The sequence below is a fragment of the Sphingopyxis sp. 10G20-10 genome (genome assembly GCF_057365075.1).
Map to the genome: position 1 here is coordinate 1,308,846 of NZ_CP195117.1, position 24,538 is coordinate 1,333,383.

21 protein-coding genes are annotated in these 24,538 nt (G+C 60.5%); 14 read left to right on the top strand and 7 right to left on the bottom strand.

The window, feature by feature from the left end; genetic code table 11:
* Window positions 1-132 precede the first annotated feature (132 nt).
* Both ACR3XE_RS06365 and ACR3XE_RS06370 read left to right on the top strand, forming a co-directional pair.
* Window positions 133-1,320, top strand: coding sequence for an RsmB/NOP family class I SAM-dependent RNA methyltransferase (locus ACR3XE_RS06365; protein ID WP_473698453.1), 1,188 nt, complete (start codon window positions 133-135; stop codon window positions 1,318-1,320).
* Window positions 1,321-1,355: 35 nt separating this feature from the next.
* On the top strand, window positions 1,356-1,883 hold the full coding sequence (locus tag ACR3XE_RS06370) for a hypothetical protein (protein WP_473698452.1): 528 nt from the start codon (window positions 1,356-1,358) through the stop codon (window positions 1,881-1,883).
* A 10-nt stretch (window positions 1,884-1,893) separates the two neighbouring features.
* On the opposite strand, the gene rsmA is transcribed toward ACR3XE_RS06370, so the two are convergent.
* From rsmA to ACR3XE_RS06390, 4 genes are all read right to left on the bottom strand, one after another.
* Window positions 1,894-2,733: a 16S rRNA (adenine(1518)-N(6)/adenine(1519)-N(6))-dimethyltransferase RsmA gene (gene rsmA / locus ACR3XE_RS06375; protein ID WP_473698451.1), complete on the bottom strand. Its 840-nt coding sequence runs from the start codon at window positions 2,731-2,733 to the stop codon at window positions 1,894-1,896.
* Window positions 2,734-2,739: 6 nt separating this feature from the next.
* On the bottom strand, window positions 2,740-3,768 hold the full coding sequence (pdxA, locus tag ACR3XE_RS06380) for a 4-hydroxythreonine-4-phosphate dehydrogenase PdxA (protein WP_473698450.1): 1,029 nt from the start codon (window positions 3,766-3,768) through the stop codon (window positions 2,740-2,742).
* Window positions 3,768-5,108 (bottom strand): peptidylprolyl isomerase, encoded by a 1,341-nt coding sequence (locus ACR3XE_RS06385; RefSeq protein ID WP_473698449.1) that lies wholly within the window; start codon window positions 5,106-5,108, stop codon window positions 3,768-3,770. Before ACR3XE_RS06385 ends, pdxA begins: the two co-directional genes overlap by 1 nt.
* A gap of 136 nt (window positions 5,109-5,244) precedes the next feature.
* A complete protein-coding gene (locus ACR3XE_RS06390; protein ID WP_486185990.1) occupies window positions 5,245-7,464 on the bottom strand; it encodes an LPS-assembly protein LptD in 2,220 nt (739 codons plus the stop codon).
* Between the two features lie 194 nt (window positions 7,465-7,658).
* Here ACR3XE_RS06390 and ACR3XE_RS06395 point away from each other — a divergent pair, with 194 nt between their 5' ends.
* From ACR3XE_RS06395 to ndk, 4 genes are all read left to right on the top strand, one after another.
* A complete protein-coding gene (locus tag ACR3XE_RS06395; RefSeq protein WP_473698448.1) occupies window positions 7,659-9,128 on the top strand; it encodes a leucyl aminopeptidase in 1,470 nt (489 codons plus the stop codon).
* Window positions 9,129-9,133: 5 nt separating this feature from the next.
* A complete protein-coding gene (locus ACR3XE_RS06400) occupies window positions 9,134-9,586 on the top strand; it encodes a DNA polymerase III subunit chi (protein WP_473700349.1) in 453 nt (150 codons plus the stop codon).
* Between the two features lie 13 nt (window positions 9,587-9,599).
* Window positions 9,600-10,115: a hypothetical protein gene (locus ACR3XE_RS06405; RefSeq protein ID WP_473698447.1), complete on the top strand. Its 516-nt coding sequence runs from the start codon at window positions 9,600-9,602 to the stop codon at window positions 10,113-10,115.
* Window positions 10,116-10,224: 109 nt separating this feature from the next.
* On the top strand, window positions 10,225-10,647 hold the full coding sequence (ndk, locus tag ACR3XE_RS06410) for a nucleoside-diphosphate kinase (protein WP_473698446.1): 423 nt from the start codon (window positions 10,225-10,227) through the stop codon (window positions 10,645-10,647).
* A 60-nt stretch (window positions 10,648-10,707) separates the two neighbouring features.
* Here ndk and purN read toward each other — a convergent pair whose 3' ends face one another.
* Together purN and purM are read right to left on the bottom strand one after the other, a co-directional pair.
* Window positions 10,708-11,658, bottom strand: a complete 951-nt coding sequence (purN, locus tag ACR3XE_RS06415) for a phosphoribosylglycinamide formyltransferase (RefSeq protein WP_473698445.1) — start codon at window positions 11,656-11,658, stop codon at window positions 10,708-10,710.
* 141 nt (window positions 11,659-11,799) lie between these two features.
* A complete protein-coding gene (gene purM / locus ACR3XE_RS06420; RefSeq protein WP_473700348.1) occupies window positions 11,800-12,906 on the bottom strand; it encodes a phosphoribosylformylglycinamidine cyclo-ligase in 1,107 nt (368 codons plus the stop codon).
* Between the two features lie 81 nt (window positions 12,907-12,987).
* Here purM and ACR3XE_RS06425 point away from each other — a divergent pair, with 81 nt between their 5' ends.
* Genes ACR3XE_RS06425 through ACR3XE_RS06440 form a run of 4 tightly spaced genes read left to right on the top strand, consistent with a single transcriptional unit; the run spans window position 12,988 to window position 18,554 of the window.
* Complete coding sequence (locus tag ACR3XE_RS06425) at window positions 12,988-14,241, top strand: heavy-metal-associated domain-containing protein (RefSeq protein ID WP_473698444.1); 1,254 nt, start codon at window positions 12,988-12,990, stop codon at window positions 14,239-14,241.
* Entirely contained in the window at window positions 14,241-14,900 is a 660-nt protein-coding gene (locus ACR3XE_RS06430) for an HdaA/DnaA family protein (protein WP_473698443.1), read from the top strand. Before ACR3XE_RS06425 ends, ACR3XE_RS06430 begins: the two co-directional genes overlap by 1 nt.
* 17 nt (window positions 14,901-14,917) lie before the next feature.
* A complete protein-coding gene (locus tag ACR3XE_RS06435) occupies window positions 14,918-17,065 on the top strand; it encodes an RNA degradosome polyphosphate kinase (protein ID WP_473700347.1) in 2,148 nt (715 codons plus the stop codon).
* On the top strand, window positions 17,049-18,554 hold the full coding sequence (locus ACR3XE_RS06440) for a Ppx/GppA family phosphatase (protein ID WP_486185991.1): 1,506 nt from the start codon (window positions 17,049-17,051) through the stop codon (window positions 18,552-18,554). The genes ACR3XE_RS06435 and ACR3XE_RS06440 overlap by 17 nt, the downstream gene beginning before the upstream one ends.
* Here the strand turns inward: ACR3XE_RS06440 and rnd are convergent.
* Window positions 18,551-19,741, bottom strand: a complete 1,191-nt coding sequence (rnd, locus tag ACR3XE_RS06445) for a ribonuclease D (RefSeq protein WP_473698441.1) — start codon at window positions 19,739-19,741, stop codon at window positions 18,551-18,553. The genes ACR3XE_RS06440 and rnd overlap by 4 nt on opposite strands.
* Window positions 19,742-19,845: 104 nt before the next feature.
* Between rnd and ACR3XE_RS06450 the strand changes: the two genes are divergently transcribed.
* From ACR3XE_RS06450 to ACR3XE_RS06465, 4 genes are all read left to right on the top strand, one after another.
* Window positions 19,846-20,178 carry a hypothetical protein gene (locus ACR3XE_RS06450; RefSeq protein ID WP_473698440.1) on the top strand — a complete coding sequence of 111 codons (333 nt, stop codon included), beginning with the start codon at window positions 19,846-19,848 and terminating at the stop codon, window positions 20,176-20,178.
* Window positions 20,178-21,692, top strand: a complete 1,515-nt coding sequence (locus tag ACR3XE_RS06455; protein ID WP_473698439.1) for an FAD-binding protein — start codon at window positions 20,178-20,180, stop codon at window positions 21,690-21,692. The genes ACR3XE_RS06450 and ACR3XE_RS06455 overlap by 1 nt, the downstream gene beginning before the upstream one ends.
* A gap of 122 nt (window positions 21,693-21,814) precedes the next feature.
* Entirely contained in the window at window positions 21,815-23,596 is a 1,782-nt protein-coding gene (gene aspS, locus ACR3XE_RS06460; RefSeq protein WP_486185992.1) for an aspartate--tRNA ligase, read from the top strand.
* Window position 23,597: 1 nt separating this feature from the next.
* Window positions 23,598-24,488, top strand: coding sequence for an alpha/beta fold hydrolase (locus ACR3XE_RS06465; RefSeq protein WP_473698438.1), 891 nt, complete (start codon window positions 23,598-23,600; stop codon window positions 24,486-24,488).
* Window positions 24,489-24,538 lie beyond the last annotated feature (50 nt).

Sequence of the window (24,538 nt, forward strand, 5' to 3'; positions counted from 1 at the left end):
TTTAGGGGAGGGGTTGGGGTGGGGGCTGTCGGCACAGCGCCGTGCCGACAGCCCCCACCCCGCTGCGACTAAACTCGGCTGGGCCGAGCCAAGTCTCGCAACCCCTCCCCTAAAGAAGAGGGGCTATTTAGCATGACCCCCGCCGCCCGCGTCCAGACCGCAATTGAAATCCTCGATGCGATCAGCGTCGCCGCGCGCGATGGCGGGCCACCTGCCGATGCCATTGTCGCCGAAGCCATGCGCCAGCGCCGCTATGCCGGATCAAAGGACCGCCGCGCCATTCGGGCGCTGGTCTATGATGCCATCCGCATCATCCGCTCGGTGCCCGATACGGGCCGCGCCGCGATGCTCACGCTCGTTGACGAACGGCCCGAACTGGCGGACCTGTTCGACGGAACAGGCTATGGCCCCGCCGCCATCGCGCCTGACGAAGCGCGTGCGGAAACCGGACTGGCTGCTCCGGCATTGGTCGACTTGTTTGATCCGCTGGTGGGAGAGGACGAGCGCGGGGCCATGATCGAGCGCGCGGCGCTCGATTTGCGGGTCAATCCGCATAAGGCCGCCCGCGACGAAGTGGCGGCGCTTTTTGACAGCGCTGAACCCATCGCGCATCTGGCGAACGGCCTGCGCCTTCCTGCCGAAACCGCCGCGGCGCAACAGCCCGCCTATACGGCGGGCCAATATGAAATTCAGGACGCGGCGAGCCAACATGCCGCGATGGCGCTGCAAGCCGCCGCCGGGCAACGCATTGTCGATCTGTGCGCCGGGGCAGGGGGCAAGACGCTCGCCATTGCCGCGGCGACCGGCGATCAGGCCGAGATATTGGCCTGCGACACCAATCGCGCGCGGCTACAGCAATTGCCGCCGCGCGCCGAGCGTGCCGGCTTGTCCTCGATCACGACGCTGTTGCTCAATCCGGGGCAGGAACGCGCCATGCTCGACATATGGGTGGGACAGGCCGATCGGGTGATCGTCGATGCGCCCTGCTCGGGGTCGGGCACCTGGCGGCGCAGCCCCGAACTGCGCTGGCGGCTCACCCCCTCGCGGCTCGACCGTCATGTCGCCGATCAGGCCATGTTGATGGACTTGGGCGCCGAATTGGTGGCCCCCGGCGGCAAACTCCTCTATGCTGTCTGCTCGGTCATCGCAGGCGAGGGGCGAGAGCAAGTGGATCGTTTTTTGGCGGCCCATCCGGGCTGGACAGCCGAACAGGACATCGTGCCCGAGGGTGTGGGACGCGCCGCCGGGGCCGGATATTTGCTGACACCCGGCCATGATGGCTGCGACGGATTTTTCCTCGCCCGATTGCGCGCGCCATGATAGCGTCTCTTAAAATGAATCGATGGGAGAATGCGATGCGCGTCAGTTTCTTCGCTTTGGGTGCCGGACTGATTTTAGCCAGCTTGCCGGTGGCATCCGATGCGCAACGCGCCGACAATGACATATTGCCGCGCTCGGTTGCTTTGCTCGACGAAGGCTCGGCGGCGCAAAAAACAGGCGACCTGAACGCAGCGGTCGACTTTTTCGAGTCGGCACTGGCCGCCGATCCCCGCAATCGCTCCGCGATTATCGCGCTGGCTCAGGTGGCACGCGCCCAGGCGCTACCGGGAAAATCCATCGCCCTGTATCGTGAGGCTTTGCTGCTTGAACCCAATGATATTGTCGCCCTGACCGGACAGGGAGAGGCGATGGTCGATAAGGGCGCGATCGAATTGGCGCGCCAAAAGCTGGCGGCTGCTCAGCGGGTGTGCGCGACCAAATGCCCGCAGATTGCGGCGCTGGAGCGTGCGATCAAGTCCAAGGACGAGCAGCATATGGTTGCCGCCGAAGCGATTAAGCCCAAGGCGGTGGTCAGCGAAGCAGACGACAGCGCGCAAAATTGATCGGCGCGCCCTATTGACTGAGCGTGCGGGCCAGCGCGACCCATTCATCCACCGTCACCGTTTCGGCGCGGCGGGTTGCCTCTATTCCCAATGATTCCAGTGCATCGATGGCTCCTGCCACCGACTTCAGGCTCTGGCGCAGCATTTTGCGGCGCTGTCCGAATCCTTGCGCCGTCAATTGCGACAATAAGGCGGGCCGGACCCCGTCGGGTGCCTCCTTTGGCTCCACATGGACAATCGCCGACATGACTTTGGGCGGCGGGGTAAAGGCGGAGCGATGGACGCGCATCGCGATTTTTGGCGAGGATCGCCACTGGGCGAGCACGCTCAGCCGGCCATAGGCCGACGTGTCGGGCTTGGCGACGATCCGCTCGGCCACTTCAGCCTGAAACATCAGTGTCAGCGACTGCCATTGCGGGGGCCATGCCGGTGGTTCCAGCCAGCGGGTAAACAGCGCAGTGCCGACATTATAGGGCAGGTTGGCGACGATATGGAACGGCGCACCGCCGGTCAGCGCAGCAACATCGACCGCCATCGCATCGTCCGCGACCACTGTCAGTTGGCCGGGAAAGGCCGTTTCCAGTTCAGCCAGCACAGGTAGGCAGCGGTCGTCGCGCTCGACCGCGATGACATTTGCCCCAGCGCGGAGCAGCGCGCGAGTGAGGCCGCCCGGTCCTGGCCCGACTTCAAATATGGTTTGTCCATCCAGATCGCCGGGCAGCGCCGCAATCCGGGCCAGCAATTGCTCGTCAAACAGGAAATTCTGGCCCAGCGCCTTGCTGGCGGTCAGCCCATGAGCGCGGATAACCTCTCGCAAGGGCGGCAGCGCAGGAGCCTTGTCACTTGCCATTGGCGTTCACTTGCCATCACCGGCTCGGCGGGACACGCGATCGGGACGGTCAGCCAATTGAGCGGCGAGCGCGATGGCGGCGATGGTCGGGCCGGGATCGGCCACATTCGTCCCGGCGATGGGAAAGGCTGTGCCATGATCGGGTGAGGTGCGAATGATGGGGAGGCCGAGCGTCATATTGACCCCGTCGTTGAAATGCAGCGCCTTGAACGGCGCCAGCGCCTGATCGTGATAGGCGCACAGCAGGGCGTCATAGCGGCTGCGGACATGCGGCGCGAACAGGCTGTCGGCGGCCAGCGGGCCTTCGATGGCGATGCCCTCGCTTAGCAATTGCGCGATGGCGGGGGCGAATATTCGCGCCTCTTCATCGCCCATTTCGCCGCTTTCGCCCGCATGGGGGTTGAGCCCTGCGATGCCCAGCAAGGGCGATTCAATGCCGAAGTCGCGCTGGAGCCCGCGTGCGACCACTCGCGCCTTGCCGACGATCACATCATGGGTCAGCGCGGCGGGCACCTCGGATATCGCAATATGGACGGTCAGAGGTACGACACGCAGCGATCCCGCCGCCAGCATCATCACCGCATTGGTGGACGTAACGCCGCACCGCTCGGCGATGAATTCGGTTTGGCCGGGGTGGGTGTAGCCGACCTTGTGCAGTTCATGCTTGGACACTGGTCCGGTGACGAGCGCGGATGTTGCTTGACTGCGCGTCAGGCCGATCCCGGCTTCCAACGTATGTAACGCACAAAGCGCGCCTTGCTCTGTCGGCGTGCCTGGGGTCACCGGACCGCTAGCTTCCAGAAACCAGACCGGCAGGGCATGGTTGAACACCCGCGCTGCGGCGGCCACATCGGCGACCCGCTCAATCGGGCCGTCCCATACTTTCGCGATGGTCGCATCGTCGCCGATGACCACAAAGGGCGGCAGGTCATATTGTTCGCGCGCCGTCCAGGCCTTGGCGGTGACTTCGGGGCCGATTCCGGCGGGGTCACCCAAGGTAACCGCAATCGGGGGCCGCATCGGATCGTGGGGCATCAGCTATATTCGATCACGGCGTCCCGTCGCAAATCGCGCAGATAGCGCTGGGCGCGCTTGTTGACCTTTTCTTCGAGCAGGCGGTTCTCAATCTGCTGCAGGTCGGGTGCGGTCGCTGTGCTGGGCATGTCGCGACCGCACAGCACCAGAACGCTAATACCCTCTTCCGCCGACCCAAAGGGTTGTGTCGTCTGGCCAACTTGCAGGGTGCTGAGTGTGGATTGCAGCGGTGCGGGTAAGGACCGCATGGCGATATTGTCACGCGAAACGACGCTCGCACCCAGGTTTTTGGCCACTGAGTCGGCCATGCCGCAGCCAGCGATATTTTTCGTTGCTTCAGCAAACTTACCGGCCAGATCGGCGGCTTGGGCCGATGATGTTCCCTTCGCAAACTCAAGGCTCAATTGCTTCAGACTCAATACGGCATCGCGGGGATCGGCGGTCAGCACCTTACGACGGTCGACCATCAACAGGATGGAATAGCCGCCCGGAACCTGAATCGGACCTACCAGTTGGCCAGGCTGCATCTGTGTTGCGGCTTGCGCCATTGATGGCGGCAGTTGCGCCGCACGCACCCAGCCTAGATCCCCGCCAACCACCGCGGTGGAAGCTTCGGAGAATTGGCGGGCATAGGCGGCAAAGGACCCGCCGCGTTGCAACGCTTCGATTATTTTGTTCGCGTTTTCGGCAATCGCCTGCTGCGTCTCGGTCGTTGACGACATATAAATTTCGCCAAGATGATATTCGTCGGTGCCCTTGGCCTCTTCCATACGCTTGACCACCGCTTCGACTTCGTCGGTCGAGACATTGGTCGTCGATTGGACATTGCGCGAGAGCAAGCGATCCCAGGCATATTCTCCCCGAATCTGTTGCTTTACGGCCGCTGCCGACGATCCCTTGGACGCCAGATATTTGGCGAATTCCTCGGGCGTCTGCTTATATTGCACCGCCAACCGCGCGAATTGCTGATTGATCAGATTCTCGTCAATTTTGATATCGGCGGCTTTCGCCTCCTGAATCTGCAATTTTTCATCGATCAGGTTGCTGAACACCTGTTGACGCAGCCGCTGTTCCTCGTCGGGGGGCAGGATGGCATTGTTGTTGGCGACACGGATCAGCGCCAGCCGTTGTTCAATATCGGTTGCGGTGATGATTTCGCCATTTACTTTTGCCGATGGGCGATAAACATTGGCTTTGCCGTCCCCGAACAATTGCACATTGCCGGGAATGTTCAGACTGGTGGTCGGAACGTCCGTATCGCTGACAGTCTGCGCTATTACGGGCGCTGCGGCTAAGCTGGCCAAGGCAAACAGGCCGATAATTTTCGAAAAATTGGTCATTGTCACCCTTGTGTGAAATTAAGGTCCGCTCCGTATCAGCGCAAACGCCTTATGGTCCAGCGCAATCGGCCTATGGTGCCTTTATCAACAGTTGCAGTAACGGACAAACGCTGAACGCTAGCTGAGCGGATTTGCCTCAAAACCCCAAATTGCGGAATGCAATGCGGAACAAGAAGCTGTTCCCGCGCCGCGCATCGCCGGTATCGATATAGTCGCGCTTCCAAGTCAGCGCGATCGACAGGCAATCATCGTCATAGGCCACTCCCAGTCTATGCCGGATCGGTTCAAAACCGTCGGAAACAGACAGCGGATCCTCGCCCTTGCTGGTCAAATCCACGATGGCCGACCCAAAGATCGACCAGTTTTTTGCCACCGCCAGGCGCCCGCCGATGCGGCCCTCCTCGCGGTCCTGCAAATCTTCGGCAACGCTGACAATGTCACGATTGAGCCGCGAATAGCCGACAACAGCATAGGTCGACCGGCTACCGATGGTCGCATCCAATTCGTTGCGACGGATGGCCAGATTATCCTTGTCGAGCCGGAACCGGTGGGTCAGCCGCAAAAAATCCTTAAAGGCGACGGTGGTGCGGCCAACGACATCCGACGTCCGGTCGGTCAGTCCGGTGCCATCTAGGAACAATGTCGGTTTGTTCGACAAGCGATAGCTTTGCCCGATGATTGTGTTGATGTTGAAACCCGGCTTGCTGAAATTCCATTCGAAACCATAAGTGATGCGTGCGCCATCCTCGAACCGGTCATGGCCTGCAAAGCGATTGATCGAGAATAAATTACTGTCCTCTAGGTCAAATGCGCGCGAATCTTCGTTGGGGATCGACAGGTTTTTGATCGGCGGGGTGGCGACAATTTGCACGCGCGGGGTCAACGTCTGCGTTCCGCCCATAAACTGTCCGACGAAAGGCCAGCGCATGTCGGCGGCAACCGCCGCAATGCCGCGCACTTGCCAACCCGATTCGCCGCGATAACCTGGAATTGCGGTCAGCAGATTCTCGTCGCTATGATAAACATCGCCGCGCATCTGCGCCGACAGGGTGATTTCCTGTCCCAACGGGGTCAGCCGCCGCAGGTCCCATTTTGCACTGGCAAATGCGCGCTGCGTGTCCTGTCCCGACGTCCGGCCAATCGCCAGGCTGTTGAGCTGTATCTCGAACTGTCCGCCCAGCCAGGGATCTGCCAGCCGCTGGCGATAGTCGATGATGGGCAACGCGATCGGCTGTTGACCTTGCGAATCATTGACGCGCAGCGTTTGCGTTGCCCAGCCGGCAATCGACAAATAACTCGAACCGCCGATCCGTTCGAGCTCGAACGTCGAACGTAGCCTGTCATCGCGACTAATATCATAACGCCGCATAAACGTCCGGTCGGTCGCAATTCGACCCGAAAAGCTCAGGCTCCATTTTGGATCAAATTGAAACTTGCCCGCCGCTTCCAAATATCCGCGAAAATCGTCGCGCTGGCTGGTCGATGGCCCCGACACAGGAACAACCGAACTATAGGTGGTGTACCCGTTGATGCGAAAAGCACCCAGATCGGTCAAAGCGCGAAACTCGCCCTGAATCATCGGCGCTGCGCTCGTAAAAAGGTGCGGGGTGATTGTGATGTCACGATCGGACGACAATCGTAGATAATAGGGTATCGCGATTTCAAAGCCGTTGACGCGGTCGATGCGGGCTTCGGGAACCAGCAAACCGCTCCCCGCCTCACTATTCGCAGGATGGCTCAGCCCCGGCAGCGGTATTAACGGCAGGCCGAACATCTCGATGCGCGCGCCTTTGTATCGGACTTTGTTCTTGGCGCGGTCATAGAGCACACGGACAGCACGGATCTGCCAGCTCGGGTTCTTGGGGCAACCGGCATTATCCTCGACCGGACAAGGCGTGTAGGCGGCATTTTCCAGCTCGATATTGCCATTGTCGAACCGCGTCCCGCGATTCGCCGCCAGCCGCGCCCCATTTTCCATCACGACGAGCATGTTTTCGACCAGTCCGTCGCGCAATGTGTCGGTCAGCACGATGCGGTCACCATAGGCAGTATCGCCTTCGGGATTGGTGATCGCGACATTGCCCTCTGCGGTCACTTCGCCGGTCTTGCGATTCCAAACAACCTCGTCGGCGCGCAAGGCAATAGCCTCGCGATTCAGGACGACATTCCCTGACGCCGTGACGATGTCGGCATCATTATCATAATGGACATCATCGGCGGCAAAACCGATCTGGTCCTCGGTCTGGGGTGCAGGGGCGTCGGCGGGGCTGGTTTCAACGTCGGGCACTTGCAGGTCTGGTGCGTCCTGTGCGACGGCGGGGCTCGCAATCAGGACAGCAACCGCACTGGCGGACATCAGCCACAGCCTGCGGGGCAAAGCCGGTAGGGGAAGCAAAGCCCAAGTCATCCGATCCGTATTTCCTATATTCTGTCAGCCGTCACCAAAAATGCGTCGCAATGGCTTGTTTGCTGCTTTGTTTTGCAACTCGCGTGCGAAACCCCTATCGGTCCCGCACGTTCCAATCAATCACCGCTTATGAAAGACACAAGATGGAAATTCATTTTGTCGCGCAAATCGACGATTCTGCCGATGTTGTCGCCTTCCCCGTCCGCAAGGGCGACCTGGCCGGCCTGACCAAGGCGCTTGGCACGCCGCATGGCACATTGCTCGCTGGGGTCGCTGCGCAGGCGCGCTTTGAGGGTGCAGCGGGGACGATTGCAGAAACGGCGGCGGTCGATGGCGGTCGAGTCTTGCGATTGGTACTCGTCGGCATCGGTGAGGGGACGACCCGCGATCTGGAAAAGGCAGGAGCGGCGCTCACGGCGCGCCTGCAAACCAGCGGCGTCACCGCGGTTCATGTCGACTTTGCAGGCGCATCGGATTGTTCAGAGGATGATGTGCTGGCTTTTGCGATGGGCGCACGGCTACGCAACTGGCGGCTGGACCGCTATCGCACGCGGCTGGCCGATAACAGCAAACCCAGCCTCACCAGCCTGACGATTGCCTCGGGCCATGCCAATCTGGCGACGCGCTGGCCGGCGCTGGCGGCGGTTGCTGATGGCGTTGCGCTGACGCAGGAACTGGTCGCAGAGCCGGCCAATATTCTTTATCCTGAAAGCTTCGTCGAACGATGCCAGCATCTGGCCGACCTCGGCGTCGAAATCGAAGTGCTCGACGAACGGCAGATGAAGGCGCTTGGTATGGGCGCGCTGCTTGGCGTGGCGCAGGGGTCGGTTCGCCCGCCGCGGCTGTTGTCGATGCGCTGGAACGGCGGCGCGGCTGACGCAAAACCGGTCGTTTTTGTCGGTAAGGGCGTCACCTTTGACACCGGCGGCATCAGCCTCAAGCCCGGACCGGGCATGGAAATGATGAAATGGGACATGGGCGGCGCAGGCGCGGTTGCCGGTGCGATGAAGGCGATTGCCGGACGCAAGGCCAAGGCCAATGTCGTCGGTATTTGCGGCCTTGTCGAAAATATGCCCGATGGCAACGCCCAGCGGCCGGGCGACATCGTCACCACCATGTCGGGTCAGACGGTCGAGGTGCTCAACACCGACGCCGAGGGACGGCTGGTGCTCTGTGATGCGCTGTGCTGGGCGCAGCAAACCTATGAGCCCGAGGTCATTATCGATCTGGCGACTCTGACGGGTGCGATGGTGATTGCGCTGGGGCATGAACATGGCGGCATGTTCAGCAATGACGACGCGCTGGCCGACGGGCTCCTCGCGGCGGGCAAGGCCAGCGGTAATCCGCTGTGGCGCTTTCCGCTGTCGCCCGCTTATGACAAGCTGCTCGACAGCCCGATAGCCGATATGAAGAACATCGGCCCGCGTGAAGCGGGGTCGATTACGGCGGCGCAATTCCTGAAACGCTATATCGAAGATGGCGTCAAATGGGCGCATCTCGACATTGCGGGCATGGCGTGGGCTGACAAGGATGGTCCGGTTTGGGCGAAGGGCGCGACCGGATATGGTGTGCGCTTGCTCGACAGCTTCATCGCCGATAATTTCGAACACTGAGCTTGATGGTGTCGCGCGTCGATTTCTATCGTCTGACCCGCGACCCCGTTGAACGGGTAATCCCCGCCATCGCCGGCAAGATATTGGACGGTGACGCCCAATTGCTGGTGGTGGCGGCCTCCGAAGCCCAGCGCCGCGCAATCGACGAGGCGCTCTGGACGGTACAGCCGACGAGCTTCCTGCCCCACGGCCATGCCGACGTCCCCGATGCGGCGGGCGATCCGATTGTGATCACGGCGTCGCTCGATACACCGCCCGCCAATGGGGCGACTCATGTCGCGCTCGCCGATGGCGAATGGAACGACGGTGCGCTGGCATTTGACCGCGCCTTCCTCTTCTTTGATAATAGCCGCATCGACGACGCCCGCGCGACCTGGCGCAAATTGGGTGCGACGGACGATGTCGAGATTCATTTCTGGAAGCAGGATGATCATGGTCGCTGGTCGGAAGGCCCTTGATTGAGATGAAGCGATGATGCGTAATATTTTGATTATGGCTACATTATTATTAGCAGCCTGTGGTTCCAAGACGGAAAAGGAAGTGGCCAGCGGCACCTTTACCGACCCCGAAACGGGTGAAACTGCGCAATATTCCGTCGCCACCGACCATGCCGGAACCGGCAACATCTCGATCAAGACCGACGATGGTGAAATGAAGATTGGCGCCGGAGCAAACAACAGCAAGCTTCCTGACGGCTTTACACCCTATCCCGGATCGAAAATGACCGGCGGCTTTGCGGCCAAAGGCAAAGATGGCTCCGGCGGCATGGCGAGTTTTGAGGTCAGGGCCAAAGCCGCCGACGTCATTGCCCATTTTCGCAAACAAGCCGAATCCGCAGGGATGAAGATCAATACCGAACTGACATCGGGTGACATGATGATGATCGGCGCGGAAAAGGTCGGCGACAAGAAGACGGGGATGCAGGTCACGGCAACCCAGGCCGGGGATTTGGTGCGCGGCAGCGTGACCTATGGCATCGGCGGCTGACTGGCCCCAATCGACAAACATCCGGCCCTGACGCTCTTTTCTTGCAGTGCAGCAAAAGCGCCGCTAGAGGCGCGCGCATCACAAACAAACAATATCAGGAGCAATTTTCATGGCGGGAACCCGCACTTTTTCGATCATCAAACCCGACGCGACGCGCCGCAACCTGACCGGCGCGGTCACCAAGATGCTGGAAGATGCCGGCCTGCGTGTCGTCGCATCAAAGCGCATTCACATGAGCCGCGAACAGGCCGAAGGCTTTTATGCGGTCCACAAGGAACGCCCCTTCTTCGGTGAACTGGTCGAATTCATGACCAGCGGCCCCGTCGTCGTTCAGGTGCTCGAAGGCGAAAACGCCATGCAGCGTAACCGCGACATCATGGGCGCCACCAACCCCAAGGACGCGGCTCCCGGCACGATCCGCAAAGAACTCGCCGAAAGCATCGAAGCGAACACGGTGCATGGGTCGGACAGCGATGAAAATGCCGCGATTGAGATCGCCTATTTCTTTAAGCCCGAAGAAATCGTTGGCTGATCGCCATCCAAATTCGGTACAAACAAAAAGGCCGTCGGAGCAATCCGGCGGCCTTTTTTCCTAGAATTCTTCCGCTGCGCCGATCATGCCCGCCAGTTTTTTGGGTGCGACCGCGAGCCAGCTTTTGCGAAGCCAGTCGGCGATGCCGTCCCAGTCATTGTCGCCCAAATCGAGCCGGATGCTGATCCAGCTATCGCCGAAATAGGCGGGACGGAAATAGCGGTCTGCGTCGAGCTCGATCAACATCGCCTGTTCCTCGATCCCACTGATTTTGACGAGCAGGGCGGTGCGGCCGTCGCCATGATGATCGTCGGTGAAATAGGCGAATTTCTTGCCCTTGATGATGCCGAAACAGGGCATACCATGCGAGGTCACTTCATCGGCCTCAGGAAGCGCCATTGCCAGCTCGCGCACCCGACCAAGCAAATAATCAGGTGACGATTCGCGGCCCACGAATTCGCCCAACACCCGCGCATAAAGTTGATGCTCGGCAATTTTCACTCGCGCGGCCAGTGTTTCGACGCTGTCGCCCGTCAGGATCGCGACGGGCGTTTGCGCCAGCACAGGCCCATCGTCGAGGGTCGGGGTCACAACATGGACGCTGCACCCGCCAAAAGCGTCGCCCGCGTCGATGGCGCGCTGATGCGTGTCGAGACCTTTGTACAGCGGCAGCAGGCTGGGATGGATATTGACCATGCGGCCGGTCCAGCGGGTCACAAAATCATCGCTCAAAATGCGCATATAGCCCGCCAGCGCGACATAATCGGCACCCGCTTTGCGCAATTGGGTTTCGACCAGCGCGTCAAACGCATCGCGGTTCAGCCCCTTGTGCGACAGGCCCCATGTCGCCACGCCCTCGGCCTTGGCTAATGTCAGTCCCGGCGCGTCAGGGTTATTGCTGGCGACCAGAACAATCTGGAACGGGCAATCGGGGTCTTTGGCCGCATAGATGAGCGCCGCCATATTGGTGCCCTGACCCGATATCAGGATGGCGACTTTGGCCTTGGTCATCAAATCCTCTCCGCTTGCGGGGAGGGGGACCGCCGCGAAGCGGTGGTGGAGGGGGGCTGCGCCATAAAGCTGCATCGCCCAAGGACGCCAACCCCCTCCGTCAGGCCTGCGGCCTGCCACCTCCCCGGACCGGGGAGGATTTTACCCATTATGTGTCGCTTGCCAGTCACCCATCGCGCTCCATGTCTCGGCGCTTCCCGTCACGGTACAGCCTTTCGCACCGTCCGTGATATGGCCGATCCGATGGACGGTCTCGCCAGCGGCCTCCAGCGCCGTCGTTACATCGGCAACATCACTTTCGGCGACAACCACCGCCATGCCGATGCCGCAGTTAAAGGTGCGCGCCATTTCTTCCGGCTCGATCTGGCCTTGTGCCTGCAGGAACGCCATCAGGCGTGGCTGGCTCCATGCGTCGGCATCGACATGCGCGTGAAGCTCGGCGGGCAATATACGCGGGATATTTTCCAGCAATCCGCCACCGGTAATATGGGCGAGCGCGTGAATTTTGCCACTTTTCACCAGCGGCAACAGGCTTTTCACATAGATGCGGGTCGGCGCCATCAGCGCGTCGATTAGCCGGATGTTCTGGTCGAACAGGGCTGGCCGGTCGAGTTTCCAACCCTTGTCTGTGGCGAGTCGGCGGACCAGTGAAAATCCGTTGGAATGAACGCCCGACGAGGCGAGGCCCAAAATGACATCGCCAGCGGCGACCTTGTCGGCGGTCAGCACGGCATCGCGCTCGACAGCACCAACACAGAATCCGGCGAGATCATAATCACCGTCGCTATACATGCCCGGCATTTCGGCGGTTTCGCCGCCGATCAGCGCGCAGCCCGCTTGTTTGCACCCCTCGGCGATGCTGGCGACAACGGCGGTGGCGACGTCCTGATCCAGCTTGGCCGTGGCATAATAGTCGAGGAAGAAGAGCGGCTCGGCACCCTGCACGATCAGATCGTTGACGCACATCGCGACCAGATCGATTCCCACGCCGTCATGCTGACCCGATTCGATGGCCAGTTTCAGTTTGGTCCCGACGCCGTCATTCGCCGCGACCAGCAACGGATCAGAAAACCCGGCCGCCTTTAAATCGAAAAATCCGCCGAATCCCCCCAGATCGGCGTTTGCACCGGGGCGGCGGGTGGCGCGGGCGAGCGGGGCGATAGCGCGGACCAACGCATTTCCGGCGTCAATCGACACGCCGGCCTGCGCATAAGTGTATCCACCCGGTTGGTTGTGCTTGGCATCCATGGCCAGCGCGACTAACGGTTTCAGCCGATAATTGCCACGATTTCCTTGTGTGTCTTTCGTGGCTTCGCCTAGCATAGGGTCATGATGCGTCTCGCTACCAATTCTTCGATCGCTTTTCGCCGCCATGGACGACTGTTCGTCTTGCTCGGACTAGGGCTGGCAATTGCTGCCGCCACCGTTGTTTTCGGGCAGGTTGGCGCCGGTAACCGCGGCATTCAGCCGATCAATAGCAGCAGCGATCTTGTCGCCACAGACATTCATGTCGATGTAACGGCGGACAATGCCGAAGACGCGCGCCACGAAGGCTGGCGCGAGGCGCAGCGGCTGGGTTGGATTCAACTGAACAAAAAAGTGCGCGGGTCCAACGGGCCGACGCTGTCCGATTCGGCGCTCGACGGAATTGTGACGGCGGTGGTGGTCGATCATGAACAAATCGGCCCGCGCCGTTATATCGCGACACTGGGCATTTTGTTTGATCGTGTGCGTGCGGGTCAGATTTTGGGGGTCAGCGGTCGCGTGCTGCGCTCGCCGCCGCTGCTCGTCATTCCCGTTTATTCGATCGACGGGATGCAGCAGGTGTTTGAACAGCGCAATGCGTGGCAACAGGCTTGGGCCGAATATCATACCGGCGACAGCGCAATCGACTATGTCCGCACGGCGGGCACGGGCGCGGACACGTTGCTGCTTAATTCGGGTCAGATTAACCGGCGCGGTCGTATCTGGTGGCGCGCCATCCTCGATCAATATGGTGCCGCCGATGTCATCGTGCCGATGGCCCGGCTGGAATATAGCTATCCGGGTGGCCCCGTAACCGGGCGCTTTACCGCGCGCTTTGGCCCCGACAATAAATTGATCGACAGCTTTACGATGACCGCGCCCGGCAATGCTGCATTGCCCGATATGATGAACAAGGCGGTCGCGCGTATGGATGCGATTTACACCAACGCGCTTTCGGCCGGCATCCTTAAGGCGGATACGTCGCTCATCCTTGAAAAGCCGGTGCAAAAAGAGGAGTTGCCCGACGAAGCCGACGCTGTCGATGCGAGCGGCCTGTTTCCCGAAATCGATAGCAGCGTTGCCCATGCGGCACCCACCGGCACGGCGAGCTATAGCGTCCAATATAGCTCGCCCGATGTCGCGTCGGTCTCGGCGACCGAGCGCGCGATTGGCGGCGTTGCCGGTGTCCAGTCGGCCTCTACTACCAGTCTTGCGCTGGGTGGCACATCGGTCATGCGTGTCACCTTCCGCGGTGATCTTGCCGGACTAAAGGCCGCACTCGTCGCGCGCGGCTATACGGTGCAAGAGGGCGGCGGGACGCTGCGCATTTCGCGCTGATGTCCGCTGCCAAGCGCGCCTCAGGCCAGATCGCCCTGCCACTGGACTGGAGCGCAGGCGGAGCCAATGCGGTTCCCTTGATTGTCGGTCCCAGCAATGGAGACGCTGTTCGCTATCTTCAGCACGTATCAACATGGCCCGTCCGCACTGCCGTTCTGACCGGACCGGCGCGATCAGGACGCAGCCTGATGGGACGGCTCTTTGCCCGCAGCACCGGCGGGCGTGTCATTGATGGTGCGACCAGCGTTGATGAAGAGGCGATGTTCCACGCCTGGAACGAGGCGCAGGCCAGCGGCAAGCCGCTACTGATCATTGCCGATACGCCACCCGCGGAGTGGCACGTACAGCTCCCCGATTTGCAGTCACGGCTGCGTGCGGTACCGGTGCTGCGCATTGGCGAGCCCGATGATTGTCTGGCTCGCGATCTGATTGAAACCCTGTTTGCCCAACGCGGCATCATCATCGCGCCCGATCTTGCAGGCTATGTCGTGCCGCGCATGGAACGCAGCTACGCGATGATTCACAAAATTGTCACAGCTCTCGACGAAGCATCACTCGATCAGGGGCGGCGCATCGGCATCAGGCTGGCGCGTGACCTGCTGATCGGTAAGGGGCTTATCGATCCCGATCTGGTGGAACGGCAGGGGGAATGGGAGTGACGGTGCCGGGCCGCAATCTGGCGGGCGAAGATCGGGCCGGGACGGTTGCCGGTAAGGATGCGCGGCATCGATTTTTCAACCGCGAAATCAGCTGGCTGGCGTTCAACCGCCGCGTGATGGAAGAAGCGCATAACCGCGCCCACCCGCTGCTCGAACGCCTGCGCTTCCTGTCGATTTCGGGCAGCAATCTCGACGAATTTTTCATGGTACGAGTCGCCGGACTGAAGGGGCAACAGCTTCAGGGTATTGGTACGCCCTCTGCCGATGGCCGCACACCCGGCCAGCAACTCGCGGAAATTGAGGCGGAGGTGAACCGCCTTGTCGATGAACAGCAAAGCGAGTGGAAGGACCTGCGCGACTTGCTCGGTCAAAAGGGGCTGATTGTCCACGGCCCGAAGTCCGAGGCGGCCCCTATTCGTGAGGCGTTGCGACAATATTTTATCGATCAAATTTTCCCGATCCTCACGCCGCAAGTGCTTGATCCGGCCCATCCCTTTCCGTTCGTACCCAATCGTGGATTGGGTCTGATATTCGACCTTGAACGCACCGCGACGGGCGAAAATATCCGCGAACTGGTTCTTATTCCCTCATCGCTGCCGCGCTTTGTGCCGGTTGAGGGTGGGGCGGCGGGATTTGTTCCGATCGAATTTCTTATAGAATTATTCGGGGATCTGCTTTTTCCTGGCTATCGCATCCGCGCGCGCGGCGTCTTTCGCATCATTCGCGACAGCGACATTGAAATAGAAGAAGAGGCCGAAGATCTGGTTCGGTTGTTTCGTACGGCTATTCGTCGCCGTCGGCGTGGCCGTGTTATCTTGCTTGAGCTGGGTGCCGATATGCCGGCGGAGCTGGCGGCGGTGCTTAATGCCGATATTCAGGGGCATGAGGCGATTGTTGCGAAGATTGACGGTTTTGTCGGACTGGCCGCTTTGTCGGTGCTTGTTGACGTCGATCGGCCCGATCTGAAGTTCCCTGCCTTTTCGGCGCGTTTTCCCGAGCGTATCCGCGAACATGGCGGCGATTGTTTTGCCGCTATTCGCAGCAAGGATATATTGGTTCATCATCCCTATGAAAGCTTTGACGTCGTCCTGTCCTTTCTGCGACAGGCCGCCGCCGACCCCGATGTCGTTGCGATCAAGCAGACGCTCTATCGCGCTGGCCACCAGTCGCCGGTTATTCGCGCACTGATCGAGGCGGCGGAGGCGGGGAAATCGGTGACCGCTGTCGTCGAGCTGAAGGCGCGTTTTGACGAGGAACAGAATCTGCTGTGGGCGAACCAGCTGGAACGCGCGGGCGTTCAGGTTGTTTACGGCTTTATCGAGTGGAAGACCCACGCCAAAATATCGATGGTCGTGCGCCGTGAAGGGCAGGGGTATCGCACCTATTGCCACTTCGGAACCGGCAATTATCATCCGGTGACGGCGCGCATTTACACCGACCTCAGCTTTTTCACCGCCGACCCGCGCGCGGGACGCGATGCGGCGCAATTGTTCAATTATATCACCGGCTATGTCGAACCCGAACGGCTCGACATGATTACCATGTCGCCGCTTGATATGCGCGGGCATTTGTGCCGCCTGATCGACGCCGAAATTGCCACCGCGAACAAAGGGCTTCCGTCAGGCATTTGGGCCAAGATGAACAGTCTGGTCGACCCGGAAATCATCGACAAACTATATGAGGCCAGCGCTGCAGGGGTTCCGGTCGAATTGATCGTGCGCGGAATCTGTTGCCTGCGTCCCGGTGTTTCCGGCCTCTCTGAAACCATCCGTGTCAAATCGGTGGTGGGCCGTTTTCTGGAACACAGCCGCATCTGGGCGTTCGCCAACGGCGCAGCGCTGCCCCATGGTAAGGCCAAGCTGTTCATCAGTAGCGCCGACTGGATGCCGCGCAATTTTGACCGCCGCGTCGAATATATGATTCCGATCGAAAACCCGACCGTCCATGACCAGATCCTGGACCAAGTCCTCGTCGCCAATCTCATCGACAATGAACAAAGCTGGATATTGGAATCCGATGGTACATACATACGGGTTGAAAAGGGTGATAAGCCATTTAATTTGCACCATTATTTCATGACGAACCCGTCACTATCCGGTCGCGGAACCGCGCTCCATCAACGTCATGATGTCCCGACCCTCGACTTTCATGTCCGCGAGGGCTGACAAGTTGGCCAAGCACCGCTCCGGCAAGTCTTCGGTTCATCGCTCTGCGGTTATTGATATCGGGTCGAACTCGGTTCGCCTCGTCGTGTACGAAGGTCCGCGCCGCGCGCCTGCTGTCATCTTCAACGAGAAAGTGGCGGCGGGCCTTGGGCGTGGTCTGCCGATTGATGGCCGGATTGCGGATGAAGACGCCGGACGCGGACTGCGCGCCCTCCAGCGCTATGCGCTCCTCGCCCGCCATATGGAGGTCGATGAACTTCATTGCGTTGCCACCGCGGCGGTGCGCGATGCCGAAAACGGTCCCGATTTCGTGGCGGGAGCAGCGAAGGCCGGGCTCGAAATATCCTTGCTGTCCGGCATGGCGGAAGCGCGTGCATCGGGTCATGGTGTGTTGGCGGCGATCCCCGATGCACACGGAATTGCGGTCGATCTGGGAGGCGGGAGCCTAGAGCTTGCCGAGGTGTCGGGGGGAAAGGTCGGCACCACCGTCTCCTTTCCGCTGGGCGTGCTGCGACTGCCCGCGCTCCGTGTGAATGGGCAGCAGAAATTTGAGCATCATATCCTCAAAATGCTCAAGGCAGAGGGCTGGCCGGGTACGCTCAAGGGCCAGCCGCTTTACCTTGTCGGCGGATCGTGGCGCGCGCTTGCGCGGTTGGACTTAGAACTGACCGGAGATCCGCTCGCCGTGCTTGACCAGCATGAAATGTCGCGCAGCGCGATCCGCCGTCTTGTGCGTGCGACCAATAGGCTGAGCTTTGAGCAGTTGAAGGCGATTTCCGGCATGGCATCAAACCGGGCCGCGACGTTGCCCGATGCGGCGGCGTTGCTTGCCGCGCTGGTCAATATTATCGACGTGCCCGAAATGACGGTCTCGTCATCGGGGCTGCGCGAAGGGCTGTTGTTTCAGGCGCTCGACAATCCGACGCGGCAGCAGGACCCGCTCATCGTAGCGGCGGAATTTGAAGGACGCAAACTCGCGCGCTTCGCGCCGCATGGCCGCGCCATCGCCGACTGGATAGCGCCGTTGTTCGATGACCGGGATATGGTCGAAAACCGTATCCGTCTTGCGGCCTGTCTGCTCAGCGATGTGGCGTGGTCGGCCAATCCCGATTTTCGTGCCGAGCGCGGCACCGAAATCGGACTGCATGGCAATTGGCGCGGGATCGACATTCCGGGTCGAGTCCTGCTCGCTCGCGCGCTTCATGCGGGCTTTGGTGGCTCCGACAATGATTTTCCGTCGATGCCGACCCTGATCGATGATGAGCGGCTGGCGCGGGCGCGGCAATGGGGATTGGCAATCCGGCTCGCGCAGCGGCTCACCGGCGGCATAGAGGCTCCGCTGGAAGGGGCCGTGATTGGACTTTCGGACGGTCAGTTGACGCTTGGCCTTAAGCCCGATTGGCATGCGCTGGCCGGTGAGGGTGTCGAGCGGCGATTGCGCGCGCTGGCGCAAGCATTGGATGCGAAACCGGAACTGGTGCTGCTTTAATCCGCGACGGGTTCTGCCGTATCGATATAGCTCATCACCAGCTTGCCGCCTTTGACGGCAAAGCCCATACGCCCGTCAACCAGATCCTGTGCCTCGCGGCCAAAAATATCATAGCGCCAGCCCTGCATCATCGGAATGTCGTCGCGGCGGCGACCGGCGGCCAGAGCCTCCAGATCATCGCTGCGTGCGATCAAACGCGACGCGACATTAAGCTCTCGGGCGCGAATTTTGAGCAGGAGTTTGAGGAGGTCGGCGACCAGTGCGCCTTCCTTGCCCAGTCCCGGCCCACGGGCGCTGCGGTCCGGAATCGCGTCGCGCGCCATCGGCTGGGCTTTGCTGATCGCATCCATCAACCGGCCGCCAATATCGTTGGATTTCCACGTCGCCGAAAGCCCGCGCACGCGGCCCAGCCCGTCCTGATCCTTGGGCGGATGCGCCGCCAGATCGGCCAGCGTCTCATCCTTGACGATGCGCCCGCGCGGTAAATTCTTGCCGCGCGCTTCGCGTTCGCGCCACGCCGCCAGAGCTTGCAACCGGCCCAAGACTTCCGGTTTGCGTGACGGGATTTTGACCCGCTGCCATGCATTTTCGGGATCGACGCTATAGTTGCTGGGGTCGGCGAGCTTTTCCATTTCCTCGTCGAGCCAATGGCCACGGTCGGTAGAAACAAGCTTGTCGAGCATCATCGGGAATATCTTGGCCAGATGCGTCACATCGCCGATGGCATAGTCGATCTGGCGCTTGTCGAGCGGGCGGCGGCTCCAGTCGGTAAAGCGTGCGCCCTTGTCGAGGACAAAGCCGAGCCAGCTTTCCACCAGATTGGCATATCCGACCTGTTCGGCCTGTCCCATGGCCATCTGGCCGATCTGGGTGTCGAAAATAGGGTGCGGCGTCTTACCAGTCAGGTTGAAGATGATTTCGACATCCTGCCCGCCGGCGTGGAACACCTTCAGCATATCCTCATTCTCGACGATCAGGTCGAGCAACGGCTTCAGGTCCATGTCGGGAGCCAGCGGATCGATGCCCGCCGCATGGTTGCGGTCGGCGACCTGAATCAGGCACAGCTCTGGCCAAAACGTATTTTCGCGCATGAACTCTGTATCGACGGCGATGAAGTCGCTGTCTTTGATGAGGTCGCAAAATTCGCGGAGAGCAGCGTTGGTTTCGATAAGCGGATGGACTTGCATGTTGCGCCTATACATCTAGGTTTACGCGATGGGCAGGGAAAAATTGCTCATTCTCTTCGGGGTCGTGAGCCGGAACACCGGCCGAGCAATATCGAGGGGACAAAATGATGATCTGGTTGGGTTGGGCCTTGGCGTTACTGGGGCTGGCGTTGCTGATCGGCCAGTATGCGGCCGGGCAGGCGGATATTTTTCTTTCGATCGCCAATCCACGTCCGCTGGATGAAGTAAAAATGGTCATCACGCTGAAGGGCTGGGGTTTTGCGACCCATGCGGCGCAGCCTTTCATCGCATCGGCGAGCGACTGGGGATTCTGCGATGTGCGAATCTTTGCAACGCGCCGACAGATGCTGATCGCGATTGCCAGCTTTGGCTTTCTTCGGCCCGTCACAGTCGCGTGGCGGGCGCACGCCGGTGTGCTGCCTTTGGGAGAGGCGTGATGCCGATTATCCAGCTGGATAAGCCGGGTGTCGATTGGACAAATTATCATGGCACCGGCTGTGCGCATAATGTGTCGCGCTTTGGCCTGCGTAGCGGCGATGCCATAAGCGGTCGCGACGAGTTGGCGATTGCAGCCAGATTGGTGAAGGACTGGCTGGGTCAGGCGAAGGCGGCGGGCAAATTTGTGCGCCCCGTCGGCTCTGGCTGGTCGCCATCGAACATCAATATCTGCGATGATAGCTGGCTGTTGCACACGCGCCGGTTCAACCGCTGTTTCCGCCTGTCGGACGCCGACGTCCGTCCCGGCATTGACGCTTCTGCGTTGATGCTGATCGAGGCCGGGGCGCTGGTCGACGAGGTGTCCGACAAGCTGGAATCGCAAGGCCGGTCTTTATGGACAAGCGGCGCGGGCAATGGCCAGACCTTTGCCGGTGCCTGTGCGTCGGGCACCCACGGCTCCATGGTCGCGCGGGGTGCCATTCAGGACCATATTCGCGCCGTTCAGCTGGTCACGCCTTCGGGCATCCACTGGATCGAACCGACCGCCGGGTTGATGAGCGACGATTTTATTGCCGCCACGGGTTCGAAAGGACTGCGCAACTCGGAAGTTTTTTCAGCGGCCTGCCTGCCGGTCGGGGCTTTGGGGATTGTCACGGCGTTTGTGGTCGACAGCGTTCCGAAATTCCTTGTCCGGCCTATCCAGAATTTGCGCCGCGTCGATGCAGATGCTCTCAACTGGTTGGCGGATGGAGATTTTCGCCGCTTTTCTGGGGCCTATGCACTCGACCAAGAGCCTGATTTCGTTCAGATGATCGTCAATCCCTATCATCCGTTCAAGCGCCCGGCGATGCTTCGTTTTCTCTATGCCGAGCCGTGGCGACCCGATTATCCGCACGCGACGCCGGGAGCCCTTGGGGCGGGCTATGATGCGCTGAGTATGTTGGGAAAGCTGCTCAACGATTTTCCATGGGCGCGCGGCGCGTTGCTGCAATTTGCGATGAAGCAGGGCTATGCGAGCGGGCCTGATGTCGACGATCCGCCAGTTTATGGCACATGGGGCGAGGGGCTGGATACGCATCGGCCCCTTGCCGATTTGTTCAACGCCTCTGTCACCATTGATCGCGCCGATTTGGCACGTGTGTTTGAACATATCTGCCGCATCTATGCACGGCACGGTGGCTCGACGGTTATCACGCTGCGTTTCATGGAACGCGCGCAGGGGCTGTTGGCGCAGGCGAAATTTGCCCATAATGCCGTGATCGATTTTGATGGACCACGAAGCGAACGAACCGCGCAGGCCTATGGCTATGTGACCGAGGCTCTCGACGCCGATGGCATCGATTTTACGCGTCACTGGGCAAAAAGCTGTCAGCTTGACGCCGCGCGCATCGGCATCGACTATGGCGCCGATCTGGCGATATGGAAGGCCGCCCGCGATCGGCTGATCCCCAAAACGGCGGATCGACACTTGTTTTGCAGCCCCGTTCTCAACCATCTGGGGCTGACAGGATAGGTCGTCGAATGGCCCCGAAATTCGCGTCAACCCTTGACAAAAGGCGCTGCGCCCTGCCTTAGGCGCGGCCATATGTCCGGCCTTTGGCCGTGCCTCCTTCGATAGATTGAAAGACCAAAAACATGCACGCCTATCGCACTCATCATTGCGGCCAGCTTCGCGCCGAGGCCGTCGGTCAGTCGGTTCGTATTTCCGGCTGGGTGCATCGCAAGCGCGATCATGGCGGGCTGTTGTTCGTCGATCTGCGCGATCATCATGGGCTGACCCAGATTGTCGCCGATTCGAGCGATGCCGTGTTCGCCACCCTCGATGCGCTGCGTAGCGAAAGCGTGGTGACGGTGACGGGTGATGTCGTGGCGCGGTCGCCCGAGACGGTGAACAGCGGTTTGCCAACGGGTGCTATCGAAGTGCGCGCGCGCGAAGTGGTCGTGCAATCGGCCGCCGCCGAACTGCCGATGCCGGTGGCGGGGGAGCAGGAATATCCCGAGGACATCCGCCTGAAATATCGCTTCCTCGATTTGCGCCGCGAACGGCTCCACGCCAATATCATGCTGCGGTCGAACGTCATTGCCAGCCTGCGCCGCCGGATGACCGATCAGGGCTTTACCGAATATCAGACCCCCATTCTGACCGCGTCGTCGCCCGAAGGCGCGCGTGATTATCTGGTGCCGAGCCGCGTCCATCCCGGCAAATTCTATGCGCTGCCGCAGGCACCGCAGATGTTCAAACAATTGCTGATGGTCGCGGGCTTTGACCGTTATTTCCAGATTGCACCCTGCTTTCGCGATGAAGACGCCCGCGCTGATCGCAGTCCGGGCGAATTTTACCAGCTCGATTTCGAAATGAGCTTTGTCACGCAGGACGATGTTTTTAATGCCATCGAACCCGTGCTGGCGGGTGTGTTCGAGGAATTTGCCAACGGCAAGTCGGTGACGCCTTCGGGCCAGTTCCCGCGCATTCCCTATAAGGAATCGATGCTGAAATATGGCAGCGACAAGCCCGACCTTCGCAACCCGATTTTGATCAGCGATGTGTCGGAGCATTTCACCGGTTCGGGATTTGGCCGCTTTGCCGATATTGTGGCCGCTGGCGACGTGGTGCGCGCTATTCCGGCCCCCGGCACCGCCGAAAAAAGCCGCAAATTCTTTGACGAGATGAACAGCTGGGCACAGGGCGAAGGCTTTGCCGGGCTGGGTTATGCGACGCGCAAGGGCGGCGAATGGGGTGGCCCGATCGCCAAAAACCATGGCCCCGACAAGATGGACGTGATGGCGGACGCGCTGGGGCTTGGTCCCGATGATGGCCTGTTCTTTGCCGCTGGCAAGGAAGCGCAAGCCGCCAAGCTGGCCGGTCTGGCGCGCACCCGCGCTGCCGAACAGCTTGACCTCATCGACCCCAATGCGTTCAAATTGTGCTGGATCGTCGATTTCCCGATGTTCGAGGCCGACGAAGACACCGGCAAGATCGACTTTTCGCACAACCCGTTTTCGATGCCGCAGGGGGAGTTGGAGGCGCTGGAAACCAAGGACCCGCTCGACATATTGGCGTGGCAATATGACATTGTCTGCAACGGCGTCGAGCTGTCGTCGGGCGCGATCCGGAACCATCGCCCCGACATCATGTACAAGGCGTTCGGAATTGCCGGTTATAGCCAGGCCGAGGTCGATGCGAATTTCAGCGGCATGATCAATGCGTTCAAATATGGCGCTCCGCCGCATGGTGGCTCGGCACCGGGTGTGGACCGGATCGTCATGCTGCTCGCCGATGAACCCAATATCCGCGAAGTCGTGATCTTCCCGATGAACCAAAAGGCCGAAGATCTGATGATGGGCGCACCGGCTCCGGTCGGCGACAAACAGCTGAAGGAATTGGGCATCCGCATTATCGACGGCCCAAAAAGCTAGAGTGAACAGCCCGCGCGAGCATTATACAGCCAGTGATGGCGGGGACATTTGCTGGTTCGAATGGGGCCAACGGAGCGATGCGCCGACGTTGCTTTTGCTCCATGCGACCGGATTTCATGCGCGGCTTTGGGATCAGGTTGTCGCGTATCTGCCGCCAGAAACACATGTCATTGCGCCCGATCTTCCGGGACATGGGCGCAGTTTCCGGCCAGCGACGCTCGGCGACTGGCGCGTAACCGCCGACGCGCTGTTGCCGCTCGTTGATCTGTTGGCCGACACGCCGCTCGTCGGTTGCGGGCATAGTATGGGCGGTTATGTGCTGTCGCGCCTCGCCGCCGAACGTCCCGCGGCGTTTTGCCATCTTGTGCTGATCGATCCGACGATATTTGACCCCGCAGCTTATGCCAGTTCGACGGACATAATGTTTCCCGATCCCGCCGACCATCCGATTGCGCGGCGGCGCAATGACTGGGAGGGACCGGCTCAGATGGTCGCTCGTTTTGCGGATAGGCTGCCCTATTCAGCATGGCAGCCAGACGTGTTGGCCGACTATGCCAGTTATGGCTTGCTCCCTTCAACCGAAGGGGCGGGATGGGAGCTTGCCTGTCCGCCTGCGCTTGAGGCATCGGTCTATCAGGGGGCGCTGCGGAACAGCCCGCATGGCTGGCTGACCAACATGACGGCTCCTGCGACCGTCATTCGTGCCAAATCCGGCGACCGCGATGGTATGCTCGACTTTTCGCAAAGCCCGACATGGCCCGATCTAGGCGCATCCATCGGCGCGGTGCGTAACGAGCAATGGGCCGAGCATAGCCACTTTATTCCGATGGAAGCACCGCAGCGCGTGGCAGACCTGTTGGCGTTGCAGCTTGGGACGGTAAATCAGGGTTAATCGCGTCGATTTGGCTGCTCTGCTGTGTTAGCGCAAACGCCAGAAAATGG

Excerpts from the sequence above, each read along its gene's own strand:
- ACR3XE_RS06365 (WP_473698453.1), top strand. The coding sequence starts at position 133 with ATGACCCCCGCCGCCCGCGTCCAGACCGCAATTGAAATCCTCGATGCG.
- ACR3XE_RS06370 (WP_473698452.1), top strand. The coding sequence starts at position 1,356 with ATGCGCGTCAGTTTCTTCGCTTTGGGTGCCGGACTGATTTTAGCCAGC.
- rsmA (WP_473698451.1), bottom strand. The coding sequence starts at position 2,733 with ATGGCAAGTGACAAGGCTCCTGCGCTGCCGCCCTTGCGAGAGGTTATC.
- pdxA (WP_473698450.1), bottom strand. The coding sequence starts at position 3,768 with ATGCCCCACGATCCGATGCGGCCCCCGATTGCGGTTACCTTGGGTGAC.
- ACR3XE_RS06385 (WP_473698449.1), bottom strand. The coding sequence starts at position 5,108 with ATGACCAATTTTTCGAAAATTATCGGCCTGTTTGCCTTGGCCAGCTTA.
- ACR3XE_RS06390 (WP_486185990.1), bottom strand. The coding sequence starts at position 7,464 with ATGTCCGCCAGTGCGGTTGCTGTCCTGATTGCGAGCCCCGCCGTCGCA.
- ACR3XE_RS06395 (WP_473698448.1), top strand. The coding sequence starts at position 7,659 with ATGGAAATTCATTTTGTCGCGCAAATCGACGATTCTGCCGATGTTGTC.
- ACR3XE_RS06400 (WP_473700349.1), top strand. The coding sequence starts at position 9,134 with ATGGTGTCGCGCGTCGATTTCTATCGTCTGACCCGCGACCCCGTTGAA.
- ACR3XE_RS06405 (WP_473698447.1), top strand. The coding sequence starts at position 9,600 with ATGATGCGTAATATTTTGATTATGGCTACATTATTATTAGCAGCCTGT.
- ndk (WP_473698446.1), top strand. The coding sequence starts at position 10,225 with ATGGCGGGAACCCGCACTTTTTCGATCATCAAACCCGACGCGACGCGC.
- purN (WP_473698445.1), bottom strand. The coding sequence starts at position 11,658 with ATGACCAAGGCCAAAGTCGCCATCCTGATATCGGGTCAGGGCACCAAT.
- purM (WP_473700348.1), bottom strand. The coding sequence starts at position 12,906 with ATGGATGCCAAGCACAACCAACCGGGTGGATACACTTATGCGCAGGCC.
- ACR3XE_RS06425 (WP_473698444.1), top strand. The coding sequence starts at position 12,988 with ATGATGCGTCTCGCTACCAATTCTTCGATCGCTTTTCGCCGCCATGGA.
- ACR3XE_RS06430 (WP_473698443.1), top strand. The coding sequence starts at position 14,241 with ATGTCCGCTGCCAAGCGCGCCTCAGGCCAGATCGCCCTGCCACTGGAC.
- ACR3XE_RS06440 (WP_486185991.1), top strand. The coding sequence starts at position 17,049 with ATGTCCGCGAGGGCTGACAAGTTGGCCAAGCACCGCTCCGGCAAGTCT.
- rnd (WP_473698441.1), bottom strand. The coding sequence starts at position 19,741 with ATGCAAGTCCATCCGCTTATCGAAACCAACGCTGCTCTCCGCGAATTT.
- ACR3XE_RS06450 (WP_473698440.1), top strand. The coding sequence starts at position 19,846 with ATGATGATCTGGTTGGGTTGGGCCTTGGCGTTACTGGGGCTGGCGTTG.
- ACR3XE_RS06455 (WP_473698439.1), top strand. The coding sequence starts at position 20,178 with ATGCCGATTATCCAGCTGGATAAGCCGGGTGTCGATTGGACAAATTAT.
- aspS (WP_486185992.1), top strand. The coding sequence starts at position 21,815 with ATGCACGCCTATCGCACTCATCATTGCGGCCAGCTTCGCGCCGAGGCC.